Raw genomic sequence first — 15656 nt, 5'->3', positions numbered from 1 at the left:
AGCCCCCGCCGCCCGCCCCGCCGATGTCGTAAGGGGGCGGGCTCCCCCATCCCGGGCGTAGCGAAGCGAAGACCCGGGACCGCCGGAAGCGCCGAGTTCACGCGTCGGTCCGGATCTGCGCGCGCCGCGCTTGTCCGGGATGACAGCCGGGTTGTGATCTGGACCGCGATCCTCGGCTTCTGCTACCGAAGGCGAACAATCGTTTGACTTCGGACCACCCATGCCCAGCTTCACGACCTTCGACGGCCTGACCCTCGCCTATACTGTCTGGGGCGAGGACCGGACGCGGCCGCCCGTGCTGCTGCATCACGGCTTCGGGGCCACGGCGCGGATCAACTGGAAATACACCGGGATCGTCGACGCCCTGGTCGCCGCCGGCCGCCAGGCGATCGGCATCGATGCGCGCGGCCACGGCGAGTCCGACAAGCCGCATGACAGCGCCTTCTATGGCGAGGCGAAGATGGCGCGGGACCTGTCGGGCTTGATCGACCACCTCGGCGTCCCGGCCGTCGACCTGGCCGGCTATTCGATGGGCGCTATCGTCTCGCTGATCGCCGCCAGCCAGGAGCCGCGCATCCGCCGACTGGTCACGGGCGGCGTGGGCGAAGGCGTGGTGGCGACCGGCGGGGTCGACACCCGCTTCGTGCCCAACATGGAGATCGTCGCCGCCCTGCTGGCCGAGGATCCTTCGACCATCACCCACAAGGGCGCGGCGCCGTTCCGCCAGTTCGCCGACGCCATCGGCGCCGACCGCAAGGCGCTCGCGGCCCAGGCCAGCGTGGTTCATGCCCAGCCGATCCCGCTGGACAGGATCACCGCCCCAACCCTGGTCACGGCCGGCGACGACGACCCGCTGGCGGTGCATCCCGAACGGCTGGCGGCGGCGATCGCCGGGGCGCGGTCGTTGCTGGTCAAGGGCGACCACCGCGCGGCGGTGGCCGATCCGAACTTCGCCAAGGCGATCGTGGCGTTCCTGGCCGACTAGAGAAACGGCCCTGGCAGCCTCGGCGGTCCCGGCCCGACCTCGTCGTCGGCCTCGCCCACGGCCTCATAATGCGTCACCAGCTTGGCGCAGGCGGCCAGGATCAGCGCCTCGACGAAGGCCGCCTCCCGGCCGGACAGGCGGACGATCTCGACCAGGGCGTGACCCCGGCCGGCGGCCATGTCCATCACCGCCGCCTCCTGGGCCGACAGCGCCGCGCGGGCGCCCGCCAGCCGCTCCACCGCGTCCAGCCGCTGGAAGCCGTCGTCGCTGGCCAGCGCCTTGCGATAGTCGCGGCCGTACAGCGCCGCGGCGTGCGCCTCGGTGAAGCCGATGTCGGGGCCGAGGTCTTCGGTGGGGATAGGGAGGTGGTCGGAGGTCACGGGACGGTTCTTAGCAGGTTTATGGAGCTCACTCACTTGCCCCCACCTGACCGCTTCGCGGTCTGTCCGCCCCCATAGGGGGCGGAGGACGCGCGCACAGCGCCCTCTTCCCCCTTTGGGGGAAGACGATCGCGAAGCGGTCCGTAGGGGGCAAGTGTTCGCCGCACGATCCTTGTTGAATCCCCCGGCCCCAAGCGCTCATAACGTCATCATGACCGACACCGCCCTCGAAACCTTCGTCCGCGGCCTGCCCAAGGCCGAGCTGCACATGCACATCGAGGGCAGCCTCGAGCCCGAGCTGATGTTCGAGCTTGCCGAGCGCAACGGCGTCGTCCTGCCGTTCAAGACGGTGGACGAGATCYGAGCCGCCTACGCCTTCTCCAACCTGCAGGACTTCCTGGACATCTATTATCAGGGCGCCGGCGTGCTTCTGACCGAAGCCGACTTCAAGGACCTGGCCCTGGCCTATTTCCGCCGCCTGAAGGCCGACGGCGGCACGCATGCCGAGATCTTCTTCGACCCCCAGACCCACACCGACCGCGGCGTGGCCTTCGGCACGGTGATCGACGGCCTGACGGCGGGCATGGAAGAAGCGGAGCGCGAACTGGGCGTCAGCTCCAAGCTGATCCTCTGCTTCCTGCGCCACCTGGACGAGGCCGCCGCCTTCGCCACCCTGGAGCAGGCCAAGCCATACCTGTCCAAGATCGCCGGCGTTGGCCTCGACTCCTCGGAAGTCGGCCACCCGCCCGCCAAGTTCGCCCGCGTGCTGCAGGCCGCCCGCGACCTGGGGCTGAAGCTCGTGGCCCACGCCGGTGAAGAAGGCCCGCCGGCCTATGTCTGGGAGGCGGTGGACATCATCGCCGTGGACCGCATCGACCACGGCAATCGCGCCCTGGAGGACGACTGCCTGACCGCCCGCCTGGTGCAGGACGGCACGACCCTGACGGTCTGCCCGCTGTCGAACCTGAAGCTGTGCGGGGTGTCGGACCTGAAGGAGCATCCGCTGAAGCGCATGCTGAAACTGGGTCTGAAGGCCACGGTCAATTCCGACGATCCGGCCTATTTCGGCGGCTATCTGCTGGAGAACTACGTCCAGACGGCGGAGGCCCTGGGCCTGACGCGGGACGAATTGGTGACTCTGGCCAAGAACAGCTTCGCCGGGACCCAGATGGAATGGCTTTGAGGTGGGTTCCAAAAGGCTCAGCGCTCGTCCAATCAGCCCAAGCGCTTTGGGATCTGGGTCCCGGCATTCGCCGGGATGAGCGGAGTTTTTGGTATTTCGAGAGGGTTTAAAGCGCCTTGCGAACCGCCTCGGCCAACTCGTCCAGCTCGGCGATCCCAAGATCCGCATGGAACGGCAGGCTCAGCACCGACTTGGCCAGGCGATCGGCGACCGGCGTCTGGTCGCGGACGACGATGCCAGGTCCGACCGGGTTGGTGGCGTAGCCCAGCTCGGCCAGCTTGGCGGCCACGACCGGGGCCGCGCCCTCCGGGACGCTGACGACCCAAGCGTCGGACACCCAGCTCATCCCCCAGCCCGGCTGAAAGCCGATCGGCGCGCCCATCAGCAGCATGCGCAGGCGCTGGGCGGCGGTGGCCAGGCGCAGGCGCTGGCCCGACCAGCTTTCGAGGCCGGCTTCTCCGGCGAAGGCCGGCGCATCAAGACGGGCGATGAAGTCGGCGTCCTGGCTGGCCACGAACACGCCGCGCCCGCCCGGCAGGCCGACGACCACGGGCACCGGGGCGTCCATGATCACGTCGAAGCCGTCGGTGGCGTCGACCACGATCGGCAGGCCCGTTTCGCGCTGGAAGGCGGCCCAGGCGGTCATGTCGGGCGCGCGGCCGAAGGCGCAGGTCGGGACTATGGCCTCGATCGGCGGCGGAGCCTCGCCGAGGCGCTCGCGCAGGTGGGCAGGATCGAACATCCAGCTGTAGGGATCCACATCGACCAGCCAGGCGCGCAGGCCGGCGGCGGCGACGGCTTGCAGGGTGGCGGTCGAGGCCAGGGCCGGAACGATGCAGACGCCGCCGCGGCGGACGCCCGAGGCGACGAGGGCGGCGGTCAGGGCGGCCACGCGGGTGGAGACGGCGCGGACGGCGGTGGGACGGTCGAAGCGGTCGGCCAGCCGGGCGTCGAGGCCAGGCGTCAGACCCTGCCGGAGCACCTTCTCCACGGCCGCGAAATCCAGCGGAACGCCGGCGGCGGCCAGGGCCGCCTCGGCCTTGGCCTGCTTGCGAGCTTCAGGCGACAGAGCGGCTTTGGGGAGGGCTTGCATCAGACGCGTTTTCCGAACAATCCGGCTCCGTCACACGACAGCGCCATTATGGTTAAGCAAACGTATCGAGTGACTCGCGGAGCGCGCATGCGGCGCGCCGTCGCGGCAAAATTGGGGCCGGAATCTTCGACCTAGGCAGAAGCCGTCCAGCCGTCGCGCAGTTCACGCTTCAGAACCTTGCCAATATGGCTGCGGGGCAGGGATTCGACCAGCCGCAGATCGACCAGCCGCTGGGTCTTGCCGAGGCGAGCATTGACCCAGCTCCTCAACCCGTCCGCGTCAATTCGCGCATCAGGCTTAACCGCCACGAAGGCCACCGGCGATTCGCCCCAGGCGTCGGACGGCACCCCGACCACCGCCGCCTCGACCACGTCCGGGTGCTGGACGATCTCGGCCTCGATGTCGCTGGGATAGATGTTGAAGCCGCCGCTGATGATCATGTCCTTCTTTCGGTCCATCAGCGTTAGAAAACCGTGCTCGTCGAAACGGCCCACGTCGCCGGTGCGGATGAAGCTCCAGCCCTCGGGCGAGACCCAGGTCGCCTCGGCGGTCTTGCCCGGCTGGCCGTGATAGCCGTTCATCATGCCGGCCGAGCGGCCGACGATCTCGCCGACCACGCCCGCTCCCACCTGGACGCCGTCCTCGTCGATCAGCCGGATGTCGTGACCCGGGGCGGGCTTGCCGACGGTGTGCAGCTTGTCCGGATGTTCGTGGGCCATCAGGATGCAGGTGCCGCCGCCCTCGGTCATGCCGAAATACTCGACCAGGCCGCCGGGCCAGCGGGCCAGGACCTGGGCCTTCAGTTCGGCCGAGAACGGGGCGCTGGTGCAGAGCTTCAGGTGGGTGGACGCCAGGTCGAAGTCGCCGAAGTCGGGCCGGTCCATCAGGCGGCGGTACTGCACCGGCACCAGCATGGTGTGGGTCATGCGGTGTTGCTGGGCCAGCTGCAGATAGCGGCCGGCGTCGAACTTCTTCATCAGCACCACCGTGCCGCCGCCCGCCAGGGTGGGGAAGAAGCAGACCAGGGTGGTGTTGGAATAGAGCGGCGTCGACAGCAGGGTGACAGCCTCGGGGCCGTAGCCGACCGCGTCGCCGCGAAAAACGTGCTTCCAGCGCATGCCATGCGACTGGACGATGCCCTTGGGCGCGCCGGTCGTGCCGCTGGAATAGATGATGTTGAACGGGTCTTCGGGGGCGATGGCCACGGCGGTCGGAACCGCGCCGACGGGGGCCAGCCAGGCGTCGAAGGCCTCGCCGAAATCCGCGCCGTCCAGGGCGATGTAGCGCACGGCGACGGGCGCGGCCTTCTGGGCCTCGGCCACGCCGGCGTCCATKAAGAACAAGCGCGCCCCGCAGTCGGCGACCATGCCGGCGATGGCCTCGGGCGTCGACGACGGGGCCAGGGGCGCGACCGCCACCCCGGCCCGCAGGGCGCCGAGGAACAGGGCCGCATAGGGGATCGACGACAGGGCGCAGACGGCGACGGCTTCGCCCTGTTTGATCCCGTCGCGCTGCAGGGTCGCGGCGACGCGGTCGGCCAGGGCGTCGAACTGGGCGTAGGTCACCGCCTCGCCGGTTTCCATGATCACGGCGGGATGAGCCGGAGTCTCGGCCGCCCGCTGCCGCAGGATGTCGCCCATCACGCCGTAGTCGGCGGTCATCATGGCGGCGATGGTGGTCATGGCGATATCGTCCTCTTCTCCCTCCCCCTTGATGGGGGATGGGTCGGGGATGGGGGTGTCTACGGTGTCGGCGGCGTTAGGAACGCTGCGCGTTCACCCCCATCCGACCTGCTTCGCAGGCCACCTTCCCCCATCAAGGGGGAAGGAAGCGGCTAGGCCTCAAGCGTCCTTGAAGCCCTTGCCCTCGGCGACCAGGCGCTCGAGCAGGGCCGACGGCTTGAAGTCGTCGCCCAGTTCGGCCTGGAACGCCTTCATCTTGGCCAGCACCTTGTCGAGGCCCACCAGTTCGCCCCAGAACATCGGGCCGCCCGTATAGACCGGCCAGCCATAGCCGTTGATCCAGACGGTATCGATGTCCGAAGCCCGGATCGCCTTGCCCTCTTCGAGGATCTTGGCTCCCTCATTGACCATCGGATACAGGCAGCGTTCCAGGATCTCCTGGTCGCTGATCGCGCGGCGCTGGATCTGGCGCTTCTCGGCGAAGTCGAGGATCACCTGCTCGACTTCCTTGGACGGCTTGGCGACGCGGTTCTCGTCGTAGTCGTAGAAGCCCTTGCCGTTCTTCTGGCCGCGGCGGTCCATCTCGCACAGCACTTCGCGCACGGTGGACGACGACGTCTTGGCCGGATCCCAGCCGATGTCGAGGCCGGCGAGATCGCTCATCGCGAACGGGCCCATCGGCAGGCCGAAGTCGTAGAGCACGCGGTCGACGTCCCAGGGCATGGCGCCTTCAAGGATCAGCTTCTGGGCCTCGCGCTGGCGCTGGGCCAGCATGCGGTTGCCGACGAAGCCGTGGCAGTTCCCGACCAGCACCGCGACCTTGCCGATCTTCTTGCCGATCTGCATCGAGGTGGCGATCACCGACTTGTCGGTCTTCTCGCCGCGCACGATCTCCAACAGCTTCATGACGTTGGCCGGCGAGAAGAAGTGCAGGCCGATCACGCTTTCCGGCCGGCTGGTCGAGGCGGCGATCACGTCGATGTCGAGATACGAGGTGTTGGAGGCCAGGATCGCGCCGGGCTTGGCGATCTTGTCCAGCTTGCCGAACACTTCCTTCTTGATCTCCATCAGCTCGAACACGGCCTCGATGATCAGGTCGCAGTCGGCCAGGTCCTCCAGGTTCATCGACGGGGTCAGCAGCGCCATGCGCTTTTCGACGTCGTCCTGGGTCAGGCGGCCCTTCTTGGCGGTGTTCTCGTAGTTCTTGCGGATGACGCCGACGCCGCGCTCCAGGTTCTCCGGCTTGGCCTCGATGATCGTCACCGGGATGCCGGCGTTGAGGAAGTTCATCGAGATCCCGCCGCCCATGGTGCCGGCCCCGATGACCCCGACCTTCTTGACCGGAATGATGGCGGTGTCGTCCGGCACGTCCGGGATCTTGTTGGCCTGACGTTCGGCGAAGAACACATAGCGCTGGGCGGCCGACTGCGTGCCGGTCATCAGTTCCATGAACAGCTTGCGCTCTTCCTTCAGCCCCTCGTCGAAGGGCAGGTTCACCGCCGCCTCGATGCACTTGATGTTGTTCTCCGGGGCCAGGAAGCCGCGGAACTTGCGGGCGTTGGCCTTGCGGTACTCGCTGAAGATCTCGGGCTTGCCGCGCGCGGCCTCGACCTTGGCGTTCTGGTCGCGGATGCGGGTCAGCGGCTTGTCCTCGGCCAGGACCACGCGGGCGAAGGCGATGGCCCCGTCGCGCAGGGCGCCTTCCTCGACGATGGAGTCGAACAGGCCCATCGCCAGAGCGGCTTTCGCCGGCACGTGCTGGCCTGTGGTGACCATCTCCAGCGCCTTCTCGACGCCGACGACGCGCGGCAGGCGCTGGGTGCCGCCGGCTCCCGGCAGCAGGCCGATGTTCACTTCCGGCAGGCCGGCCTTGGCCGAGGGCACGGCGACGCGGTAGTGCGCCACCAGCGCCACCTCCAGCCCGCCGCCCAGCACCGTGCCGTGGATCGCGGCGACCACCGGTTTTGGCGAGTTCTCGATGGTGTTCTGCACGTCCTGCAGCGAGGGGCCGGTCATGGCCTTGCCGAACTCGGTGATGTCGGCGCCGGCGATGAAGGTCTTGCCTTCGCAGATCAGCACGATGGCCTTGACCGCTGGGTCGGCGATGGCGGCGTCGAACGCCTTGGACAGCCCCTCGCGCACGGCGGCCGACAGCGCGTTGACCGGCGGCGAGTTGAGCGTGACGACCCCGATGTCGCCTTCGACGGTCAGATCCGTGACGTTGTTGATCGCGGCCATGGCGTTTTCCACCCTCAAGTCTGTGGTTGCGTTCTTTTGAACGGTTGTTTGAAGCAAACCCTGCACGACCTGTCGCCGAAGTCCAGGGGTCCGTGGCGGCGCCGGGAATTTAGGCGCCGGCCATTGACGCGGCTGTGTTCATACTTGAAATTCGAAAATACAAGTTTCAGCCGGAGCCAATCCGCGCGGACGGGAGGAAGGCCGCCGACCAAGCGCCCGAAAAGGGCGTGGGAAGCCGATGTGTGCTCCGATTGTCGAGGGCGTACGCGTAAGAGGTTAGCGATCGGGCGCGACTTGCACGCGTCCCACATCTTCGAAGCCGGCCATCTTCCGCGCACGTGGCGCGCCGTCTCGGCGCGTCGACTGCGGTAAAGCACACTCGGCGCGGGAGCCTCTCCCGCGCCGCTTTCTTGCGAGATCGGGGACACGCCCTTGCGGCGTGTCCCCGCCTAGGCGTTGCTCTCCGTCAGCGCCGCATAGACCAGCGTCCGCAGCTCGCGCCGGATCGGATAGGCCGAGGACGGGATCAGCTGAGTCATGAACACCACCGCCAGCTCCTCGACCGGATCGATCCAGAAGGCCGTCGAGGCCATGCCGCCCCAGAAGTACTCGCCCAGCGAGCCCAGGTTCCGGGTCCGGGCCTGGTCGACGGTCATGGCGAAGCCGAGGCCGAAGCCCAGCCCCTCGAACACCGCCTCGCTGAACAGCGATTGCGACATCTGGGTCAGCTCACGCCCGCCCGGCAGATGGTTCATCGTCATCAACTTGAGGGTCTTGGGGCTGACGATCCGCACCCCGTCCAGTTCGCCGCCGTTCAGCAGCATCCGGCAGAACCGCATGTAGTCGTCGGCCGTCGAGACCAGCCCGCCGCCGCCGGACTTCACGGACGGCTCCGAGAGATAGCGGCTGGTGGTCGGATCGTCCTGCAGCACCACCTCGCCCTTGGCGTTCAGGGTGTAGCAGGCGGTGAAGCGGTGGCGCTGGTCGTCTGGCACGAAGAAGCCGGTGTCGACCATCTTCAGCGGCTCGAAGATCCGCTCCTTCAGGAAGACGTCGAACGGCTGGCCCGAGATCGCCTCGACCAGGTAGCCCAGCACGTCGGTGGCCACCGAATAGTTCCATGCCTCGCCCGGCGAGAACTCCAGCGGCAGGGTCCCCAGCGTCTCGACGAACGCCTCCAGCCCGCCCTCGCTGTCGACCCCGTCCAGCTTCAGCTTGCGATAGGCGGCGTCGATGTTGGAGCGCTGCTGGAAACCGTAGGTCAAACCGGCGGTATGGCGCAGCAGGTCGATGATCCGCATCGGCTGGTCGACAGGCTTGGTCAGGAAGGCGCCCGTCACCCCGGCGGCGAACACGCCCAGCTTCTTCCAGGATGGAATGAACCGGTGCACCGGATCGTCCAGCGCGACCTTGCCCTCCTCGACCAGCATCATGAAGGCGATCGAGGTGATCGGCTTGGTCATCGAATAGATGCGGAACAGGCTGTCGGCCGCCAGAGGCCGCCCGCGCTCCTTGTCCGCCGAGCCCAGAAGGGTCGTGTGCGCCAGTTGTCCGCGACGCCAGACCTGGACCAGCGCGCAGGGCAGCTTTCCGGGCGCGATGTAGTGCTCCTGGATGAAGGCGTCGATGCGCTTCAGTCGGTCCGACGACAGACCCACGGCTTCAGGCGTGCTCAAAACGATATCCCTCCTGCGGCCGCCCGCCCGATGGATCAAGGGAGGAGTCGGCTTGTTGTTTCTTGGCGCGATCGAAGAAGCGGTACGCGAAACTCGCCCTTTACCCGTTCGTGCGCATGTCGATTGAAAACTAGGGAACGGGGATGGGCAAGCACTTGCGCGACGAGACCGCCAGTGGACCGCTGGGCGAACCGCCCGGAGCACCGGCGGGCCCCAGCATCGAGCAGGCCGCCGCCGACTGGTTCTTCGAAAGCAGCCTCGACATGTTCGTGGTGCTGGAGAACGACGCGGTCGTCCGCGTCAATCCGGCCTGGACCCGGCTGACCGGCTGGGCGCCGGAGGAAACCCTGGGCCGGCCGATCCGCGACTTCTTCCACCTGCACGACACCGACACCATCCGCGACATCGGCGCGACCCTGCGCGCCCAGGGCGAGGCCCGTTCCGAACACCGGCTGGCCCGCAAGGGCGGCGGCTGGCTGTGGGTGCGCTCGCAGTCCAAGCTGCTGTCCAGCCACCTGGCCGGCGAGGCCCTGCTGATCGTGTTCCAGGATTTCACCGAGGATCGCGCCCGGCGGATCGAACGCCAGCAGTCCGAGCGCGCCAACGAGCTGCTGCGCAACACCGCCGGCGTCTATGTCTGGCGCTTCGATCCCCGCAAGGGGATCTACGTCTTCGAGCAGGACATCCCCACCCCGTCCTCGCCCCAGGGCGGCGTGCGGACGATGACGATCGGCGAGATGACCGCCTCGGTCCACGCCGACGACCAGCAGATGGTCTGGGACGCGTTCAGCWAGACCCTGGCGACCGGCGATCACAGCCTTCTGACCTATCGCTACCTGGATCCGGCCAATCAGACCTGGGTCTGGATGCGGGCCGCCTGGCGCGGCGTGCGCGGCGCCAGCGCCAAGGCCTGGGACGTGATCGGCATCAGCCAGGACGTCACAGAACTGGTCGCCGCCCGCGACGCCGCCCTGGGCGCGGCCGAGGCCAAGGCCCAGTTCCTGGCCAATATGAGCCACGAGATCCGCACCCCGATGAACGGGGTGCTCGGGGTCATGCACCTGCTGAAACGCGAGAAGCTGTCGGCGGACGGGCGACGGCTGCTGACCGAGGCGCTGGGCTGCGGGGCCATGCTGTCGGAGCTGCTCAACGACATCATCGACTTCTCGAAGATCGAGGCCGGCAAGCTGGAGATGAATCCCGAGCCGATCGATCCGGTCGCCTTGCTGCGCAGCGTCGCCGACCTGCTGAGGCCCCAGGCCCAGCAGAAGGGCCTGACCCTGAGCGTCACGGTGGATCCCGGGATCGGCTGGGTCGGCGCCGACCCCCTGAGACTGCGCCAGGGACTGTTCAACCTGCTGGGCAACGCGGTGAAGTTCACCCTTGAGGGCGGCGTCCAGGCGCGCCTGACACGCGTCGGCCCGCCGGGCGCGCGGCGTTTGCGCTTCGAGATCCAGGACAGCGGCGTGGGCATCGACCAGGCCACGGCCGACGGCCTGTTCCAGCGCTTCAGCCAGGCCGACGGCTCGACCACCCGCCGGTTCGGCGGCGCCGGCCTGGGCCTGGCCATCACGCGACGCGTGGCCACACTGATGGGCGGCGACGTGGGCTTCTCCAGCCCGCAGGAAGGCGGCTCGCTGTTCTGGCTGGAGATCGCGGCGCCGCCGGCGTCCGAGGCCGCCACGCCCGTCGAAGACGCCGACACCGCCCTGCTGGCCGGCCTGCGCGTGCTGATCGTCGAGGACAACGCCACCAACCGCCTGATCGCCGGTCGGATGCTGCAGGCCATGGGCGCGGTCGTCGAGACCGCCGACGACGGCCTGCTGGGCGTCGAAGCCGTCGAGCGCGGCGACCAGGGCTTCGATCTGATCTTCATGGACATCCAGATGCCCGGCATGGACGGCGTCGAGGCCACGCGGCGGATCAGGGAGCTGGGCGGCGAGGCCGCCTCGACCCCGATCATCGCCATGACCGCCAACGCCCTGGCTCACCAAATCGCGTCCTACGTCGCCGCCGGCATGAACGGCGCGGTGGCCAAGCCCCTGTCGCCCGCCGCCCTGGTCCAGGCCATCGTCGCCGTGCTGGGCGAGGCGGCGGATGCGCCGCCCACGCACGCCACCCTGGCGTCCTAGACCTTCGAACCACCCCGCCGCCTCAATTGCGTAATACGGCCGCAAGATTCCGCGCTCACGAAAGCAGCGCGGAAGCGAGTCGCGCGCCTTGTTGTGAAGGCAGGGCTTCCTAAATTGGACCAACGGGTCCAAGGGAGCCGCGCGCAGGCCGCGAACGAGGGGGCGACACATGGACGACGGCCGTATCGCGAGCCCCGCCACCGAGCGGTACGCGAAGAAGAAAGAGGCGATCCTCGCCGCCGCGACCGCCATCCTGAACCGCCAGGGCGTCAAGGGCATGACCCTGGCCGACGTCGCCGCCAAGGTCGGGCTGATCACCACCAGCGTCACCTACTACTACCGCAAGAAGGACGACCTGGCGGCCGCCTGCTTCATGCGCGGCCTGGAGCGCTTCGACGCCCTGGTCACCGAGGCCGCCAAGGCGCCGGACGCGCCCACCCGCCTGCTGAACTTCCTGGACCTCTATCTCGACCTGAACCGCCGGGTGCGCCTGGGCGAGACCGCGCCCCTGACCAGCTTCACCGAGATGCGGGCCCTGAAGGAGCCCCTGCGCGGCTCGGTGCAAGGCGCGTTCAACGACCTGTTCCGGCGGGTGCGCGGCTTCTTCGAGGGCCCCGAGTTCGATCACCTGGACAAGCGCGACCGCAACGCCCGCACCCACCTGCTGCTCGAGCAGGTGTTCTGGTCGGGCTCGTGGCTGCGTCGCTACGACGTCGACGACTACGGCCGCGTGCGCGACAAGATGTACGACATCCTGGTCAACGGCCTGGTCCCGAAAGGCGCGGGCGACGCGGCCTGGAAGCCGCTGGCCCTGCCCGACCCGACGCCGCAGTCGCCTGACGGCCAGGAGTGGCGCGAGACCTTCCTGGTCGCCGCCACCCGGCTGATCAACCAGCGCGGCTATCGCGGCGCTTCGGTCGAGGAGATCTCGGCCCAACTGAACGTCACCAAGGGTTCGTTCTACCACCACCACGAGGACAAGGACGCCCTGGTGGTCGAGTGCTTCGAGCGCACCTTCGCGGTCACCCGCAAGGCCCAGGTCGACGCTCGCGACCTGGCCAGGGACAGCTGGGAGCAGCTGTCGTCCGCCACGGCGGCCCTGGTCGCCTATCAGCTGTCGGAGCACGGCCCGCTGCTGCGCGCCTCGTCGATGGGCGCCCTGCCGATCGAGATCCGCACCGAGATGGCCCAGGGCTACGCGCGCGGATCGGAGCGCTTCGCGGCGATCATCTCCGACGGCGTCGCCGAGGGCTCGGTCCGAGCGGTGGACCCGATGATCGCGGCCCACATGATCAACTCGATGCTCAACGCCGCCGCCTCGCTGGGAATCTGGGTCCCCGGGCTGGAGCGCGACGAAGCGGCCAGGCTGTTCGCCCGGCCGCTGTTGACGGGGTTGTTTTCGAAATAGGGTGGCTCACCCACTTGCCCCCACCTGACGGCTTCGCCGTCTGTCCGCCCCCATAGGGGGCGGAGGACGCACTCCTCTTCCCTCTTTGGGGGAAGACGGCCGAAGGCCCGTAGGGGGCAAGTGTTAGCCGCCCATGCCTAGAACTTCTTCTTCACCCCCAACTTGTACGTCCGGCCCAACGGGTCGCCGGTGAAGGGGTCGTAGCCGAGGTCCAGGCGGGCGTAGGACGGATCCTGGTCGAACAGGTTGGTGATCGCCGCCGTCAGCGTGGTGTCCCAGGGCAGGAACACCCGGTAGGCCACGTCGGTGAGCACCTGGGTGTCGATCGTCTTGCCCTTGGCCACCTGCACCGGCGCGCCGGTGGAGTCCTTGTAGGCGCCGGCCGCGAACGGCGCGGTGCGCTGGTCGGTGTAGCTGTCGATATAGTGGACCGTCAGACGGACGTTGTGCGGTCCCATCGTCCATTCGCCGTAGACGTCGCCCTTCCACTGCGGGATCGGCACGGCGATGGTCTGGTAGTTGAGCAGGCCCACCGCGTCGAACGCCGGGGTGACCACCACGCCTTCGACGGACTGGGCGTCGATCTTGTATTCCGCGATGTAGGTGGCGTTCGCGCCGAGCTTGAAGTCGCCGCCCAGCACCCCCTCGAACAGATAGTCCGCCGAGAAGTCGATGCCCGAATTCTTGATCGACGGCCCGTTGACATAATAGGTCTTCAGCCGGGCCAGCGACGAGATCGTGCTGCAGTTGGTGGTGAAGGTGAACCGCGACTGCAGGGCCGCATAGGTCGGGTTGCCGCAGTTGTTGGCCCCGGTCGCGCCGTTCGGATAGAGGGCGTTGACCATCCCCGCCACCGGCTCGGCGACGATCGGCTTGTCGAAGTCGAACTGGAAGTAGTCGATGCTGGCCTTGAAGTTGCCGGCGTTGAACAGGACGCCCGCGTTGTAGGTGTTGGCCTCCTCGGGCTGCAGGTTCGGATTGCCGTAGATGTCCACGGCGCGGAACACGCCCAGGATGCTCTGCAGCGAGGTGACCGACGAGGTGACCAGCTGCGGGTCCGGCGGACCGCGGAAGGTCGAACCCGCCGAGCCGCGGAACGCCATCCATGGGGTGGCCTGCCAACGCAGCGCGACCTTCGGATTGAAGGTCGAGCCCGTGGCCCCGCCGTAATCCTCGAACCGGGCCGCAAGCTGCATCTGCAAGGTCTCGGTGATCGGCACCGACAGCTCGCCGAACGCGGCCATCACGTCGCTCTGCTTGTCGGCGGGGGTGTTGACGCCCAGGAACATGAACGGCCCGTTGCGGACCGAACCCGTGCAGGTGGTCACACCGAAGTCGGGCGTGTTGACGCACGGATTGATCAGCGCGTTGCTGATGTCGTTGTAGTCCGACTTGAAGTAGGTGCGGCGGTACTGCACCCCGGCGGCCCAGGCGATGTCGCCGCCCGGCAGGGTGATGTTGGTCTTGCCGTTGAGGATCGCCTCGCCGACGAACAGGCGCGAGGCCTGCTTGGTCGTCAGCTTCTGGAAGAACCAGCGGGTGACTTCCTCGCTGTTGGCCAGGGCCGCGTTGTAGCCGGGATTGGCCACGCCCGTGATCGCGTTGCCGGGAATGGCGTTGGCGAACGGATTGTAGAACAGGCAGCCGCCCGCGCCGGGCACGCCCTGGATGCCGGGGGTGGCGGCGTCGGTGTCGCAGCGCGGCCCGCCCAGGCCACGCAGGGCCAGCTGGTAGCGGTTGACCAGGGTGTCGTAGCCGGTGCGGATCCCGACCTCCTGCGAGTAGGTCAGGGCCAGGTCCCAGCCGATGCCGTTGTCGAATTCACCGGATAGGTCACCCGACACCCGGTAGGCGTCATAGGCGCGGGCGCCGATCGAGGGGCCGTAGCCGAAGGCGGGATTGCCGCCCAGGCCGTAGGGCCGGTTGGCGGCGTTGATCGCCCCGCCCGCCAGGATCGCCGACGGCACCGTGGTCTGGGCGCCGTTCACCAGACTTGTGGTGACGATGGTCGGATTGGCGGCCATGAAGGCGATCAGGCCGGGGTTGTTGGCCGGCACGTAGTAGCGCCCCGTCAGCGAGGGCGCGACGGCGACCTCGGCGGTCGGCACCGCCAGGGCGGCGTAGGACGGCGAGGTGTTCCAGTCGGGAACGTCGGTGTGGCTGTACAGGACCTCCATGTGGAACTTGGTCTTGGCCGACAGGTCGGCGTTGACCTCGCCGTACATCTGGATGGCGTCCTGCTTTTCGACCAGGTTGTCGAACGGCGTGTAATGCCAGTAACAGACCGGGGTCAGGCCGCTGAACCCGGCATAGCCGCCCAACGACGAGCAGCTGGGATCGCGAAAGCCCGTGGTCGAGGCCGCGGCGGGGATGAAGGTCGAGGGATTGCCCGCCGCCGACCAGCCCGCCTCGGGGTTGTCCAGATACGGCTTGTTGGCCCAGTCGCGGTCGGCCACGCCCAGCTTCGAGCGATGCTGCCAGCCGACGGCGGCCAGGATGTTGGCGTTGTCCCAGACCTTGCCGTAGACGACGTTCAGGCCGTAGTCGCCCTTGGAGCCGTCGATGAACCTGTAGTCGGCGCCCGCCTCAAGGCCGTTGAAGTTCTTGCGGGTGATGAAGTTGACGACGCCGGCGATGGCGTCCGAGCCGTAGGTCGCCGCCGCCCCGTCCTTCAACACCTCGATCCGACCGATGGCGGCGGAGGGAATGATGTTGGTGTCGACGATGCCCGCCCCTGCCGCGGCCAACGGGTTGATCGCCAGGCGCCGGCCGTTCATCAGCACCAGGGTGCGCTGCGAGCCAAGGCCGCGCAGATTGACCGACCCCGAGCCTTCCGAGCCCTGGGCGCGGCTGTCGAACTGGTTGGTGTCGCCCAGCAC

General features: G+C 68.1%; 10 protein-coding genes. 4 read left to right on the top strand and 6 right to left on the bottom strand.

The window, feature by feature from the left end:
- Positions 1 to 220 precede the first annotated feature (220 nt).
- Complete coding sequence (locus tag AC1DZ6_RS06870) at positions 221 to 985, top strand: alpha/beta fold hydrolase (RefSeq protein WP_477096452.1); 765 nt, start codon at positions 221 to 223, stop codon at positions 983 to 985.
- On the opposite strand, the gene AC1DZ6_RS06865 is transcribed toward AC1DZ6_RS06870, so the two are convergent.
- Positions 982 to 1365 (bottom strand): hypothetical protein, encoded by a 384-nt coding sequence (locus AC1DZ6_RS06865; protein WP_477096451.1) that lies wholly within the window; start codon positions 1363 to 1365, stop codon positions 982 to 984. The two genes, AC1DZ6_RS06870 and AC1DZ6_RS06865, sit on opposite strands and share 4 nt — an antisense overlap.
- Positions 1366 to 1576: 211 nt before the next feature.
- Between AC1DZ6_RS06865 and AC1DZ6_RS06860 the strand changes: the two genes are divergently transcribed.
- The gene (locus AC1DZ6_RS06860) at positions 1577 to 2548 is read left to right on the top strand and encodes an adenosine deaminase (protein ID WP_477096450.1); all 972 of its coding nucleotides are present in this window, start codon (positions 1577 to 1579) and stop codon (positions 2546 to 2548) included.
- 106 nt (positions 2549 to 2654) lie between these two features.
- Here AC1DZ6_RS06860 and AC1DZ6_RS06855 read toward each other — a convergent pair whose 3' ends face one another.
- The 4 genes from AC1DZ6_RS06855 to AC1DZ6_RS06840 form a co-directional block, all read right to left on the bottom strand.
- Complete coding sequence (locus tag AC1DZ6_RS06855; protein WP_477096449.1) at positions 2655 to 3641, bottom strand: DegT/DnrJ/EryC1/StrS family aminotransferase; 987 nt, start codon at positions 3639 to 3641, stop codon at positions 2655 to 2657.
- Between the two features lie 131 nt (positions 3642 to 3772).
- Complete coding sequence (locus tag AC1DZ6_RS06850; RefSeq protein ID WP_477096448.1) at positions 3773 to 5323, bottom strand: class I adenylate-forming enzyme family protein; 1551 nt, start codon at positions 5321 to 5323, stop codon at positions 3773 to 3775.
- Between the two features lie 159 nt (positions 5324 to 5482).
- Complete coding sequence (locus AC1DZ6_RS06845; RefSeq protein WP_477096447.1) at positions 5483 to 7573, bottom strand: 3-hydroxyacyl-CoA dehydrogenase NAD-binding domain-containing protein; 2091 nt, start codon at positions 7571 to 7573, stop codon at positions 5483 to 5485.
- Positions 7574 to 8010: 437 nt separating this feature from the next.
- Positions 8011 to 9237, bottom strand: coding sequence for a serine hydrolase domain-containing protein (locus tag AC1DZ6_RS06840; RefSeq protein WP_477096446.1), 1227 nt, complete (start codon positions 9235 to 9237; stop codon positions 8011 to 8013).
- A gap of 143 nt (positions 9238 to 9380) precedes the next feature.
- Here AC1DZ6_RS06840 and AC1DZ6_RS06835 point away from each other — a divergent pair, with 143 nt between their 5' ends.
- On the top strand, positions 9381 to 11369 hold the full coding sequence (locus tag AC1DZ6_RS06835; protein ID WP_477096445.1) for a response regulator: 1989 nt from the start codon (positions 9381 to 9383) through the stop codon (positions 11367 to 11369).
- Between the two features lie 169 nt (positions 11370 to 11538).
- Positions 11539 to 12777 carry a TetR/AcrR family transcriptional regulator gene (locus tag AC1DZ6_RS06830; protein ID WP_477096444.1) on the top strand — a complete coding sequence of 413 codons (1239 nt, stop codon included), beginning with the start codon at positions 11539 to 11541 and terminating at the stop codon, positions 12775 to 12777.
- Positions 12778 to 12914: 137 nt separating this feature from the next.
- On the opposite strand, the gene AC1DZ6_RS06825 is transcribed toward AC1DZ6_RS06830, so the two are convergent.
- Positions 12915 to 15656, bottom strand: a 2742-nt coding sequence (locus AC1DZ6_RS06825) for a TonB-dependent receptor domain-containing protein (RefSeq protein WP_477096443.1), incomplete at its 5' end; no start/stop codon positions are given.

The sequence above is a fragment of the Caulobacter sp. P1_B12_2 genome (assembly GCF_056406675.1).
This window is presented reverse-complemented; position numbering and strand designations above follow the sequence as displayed.

Bases quoted from the DNA above. Each gene is read 5' to 3' on its own strand.
- AC1DZ6_RS06870 (WP_477096452.1), top strand. From the start codon at position 221: ATGCCCAGCTTCACGACCTTCGACGGCCTGACCCTCGCCTATACTGTC.
- AC1DZ6_RS06855 (WP_477096449.1), bottom strand. From the start codon at position 3,641: ATGCAAGCCCTCCCCAAAGCCGCTCTGTCGCCTGAAGCTCGCAAGCAG.
- AC1DZ6_RS06830 (WP_477096444.1), top strand. From the start codon at position 11,539: ATGGACGACGGCCGTATCGCGAGCCCCGCCACCGAGCGGTACGCGAAG.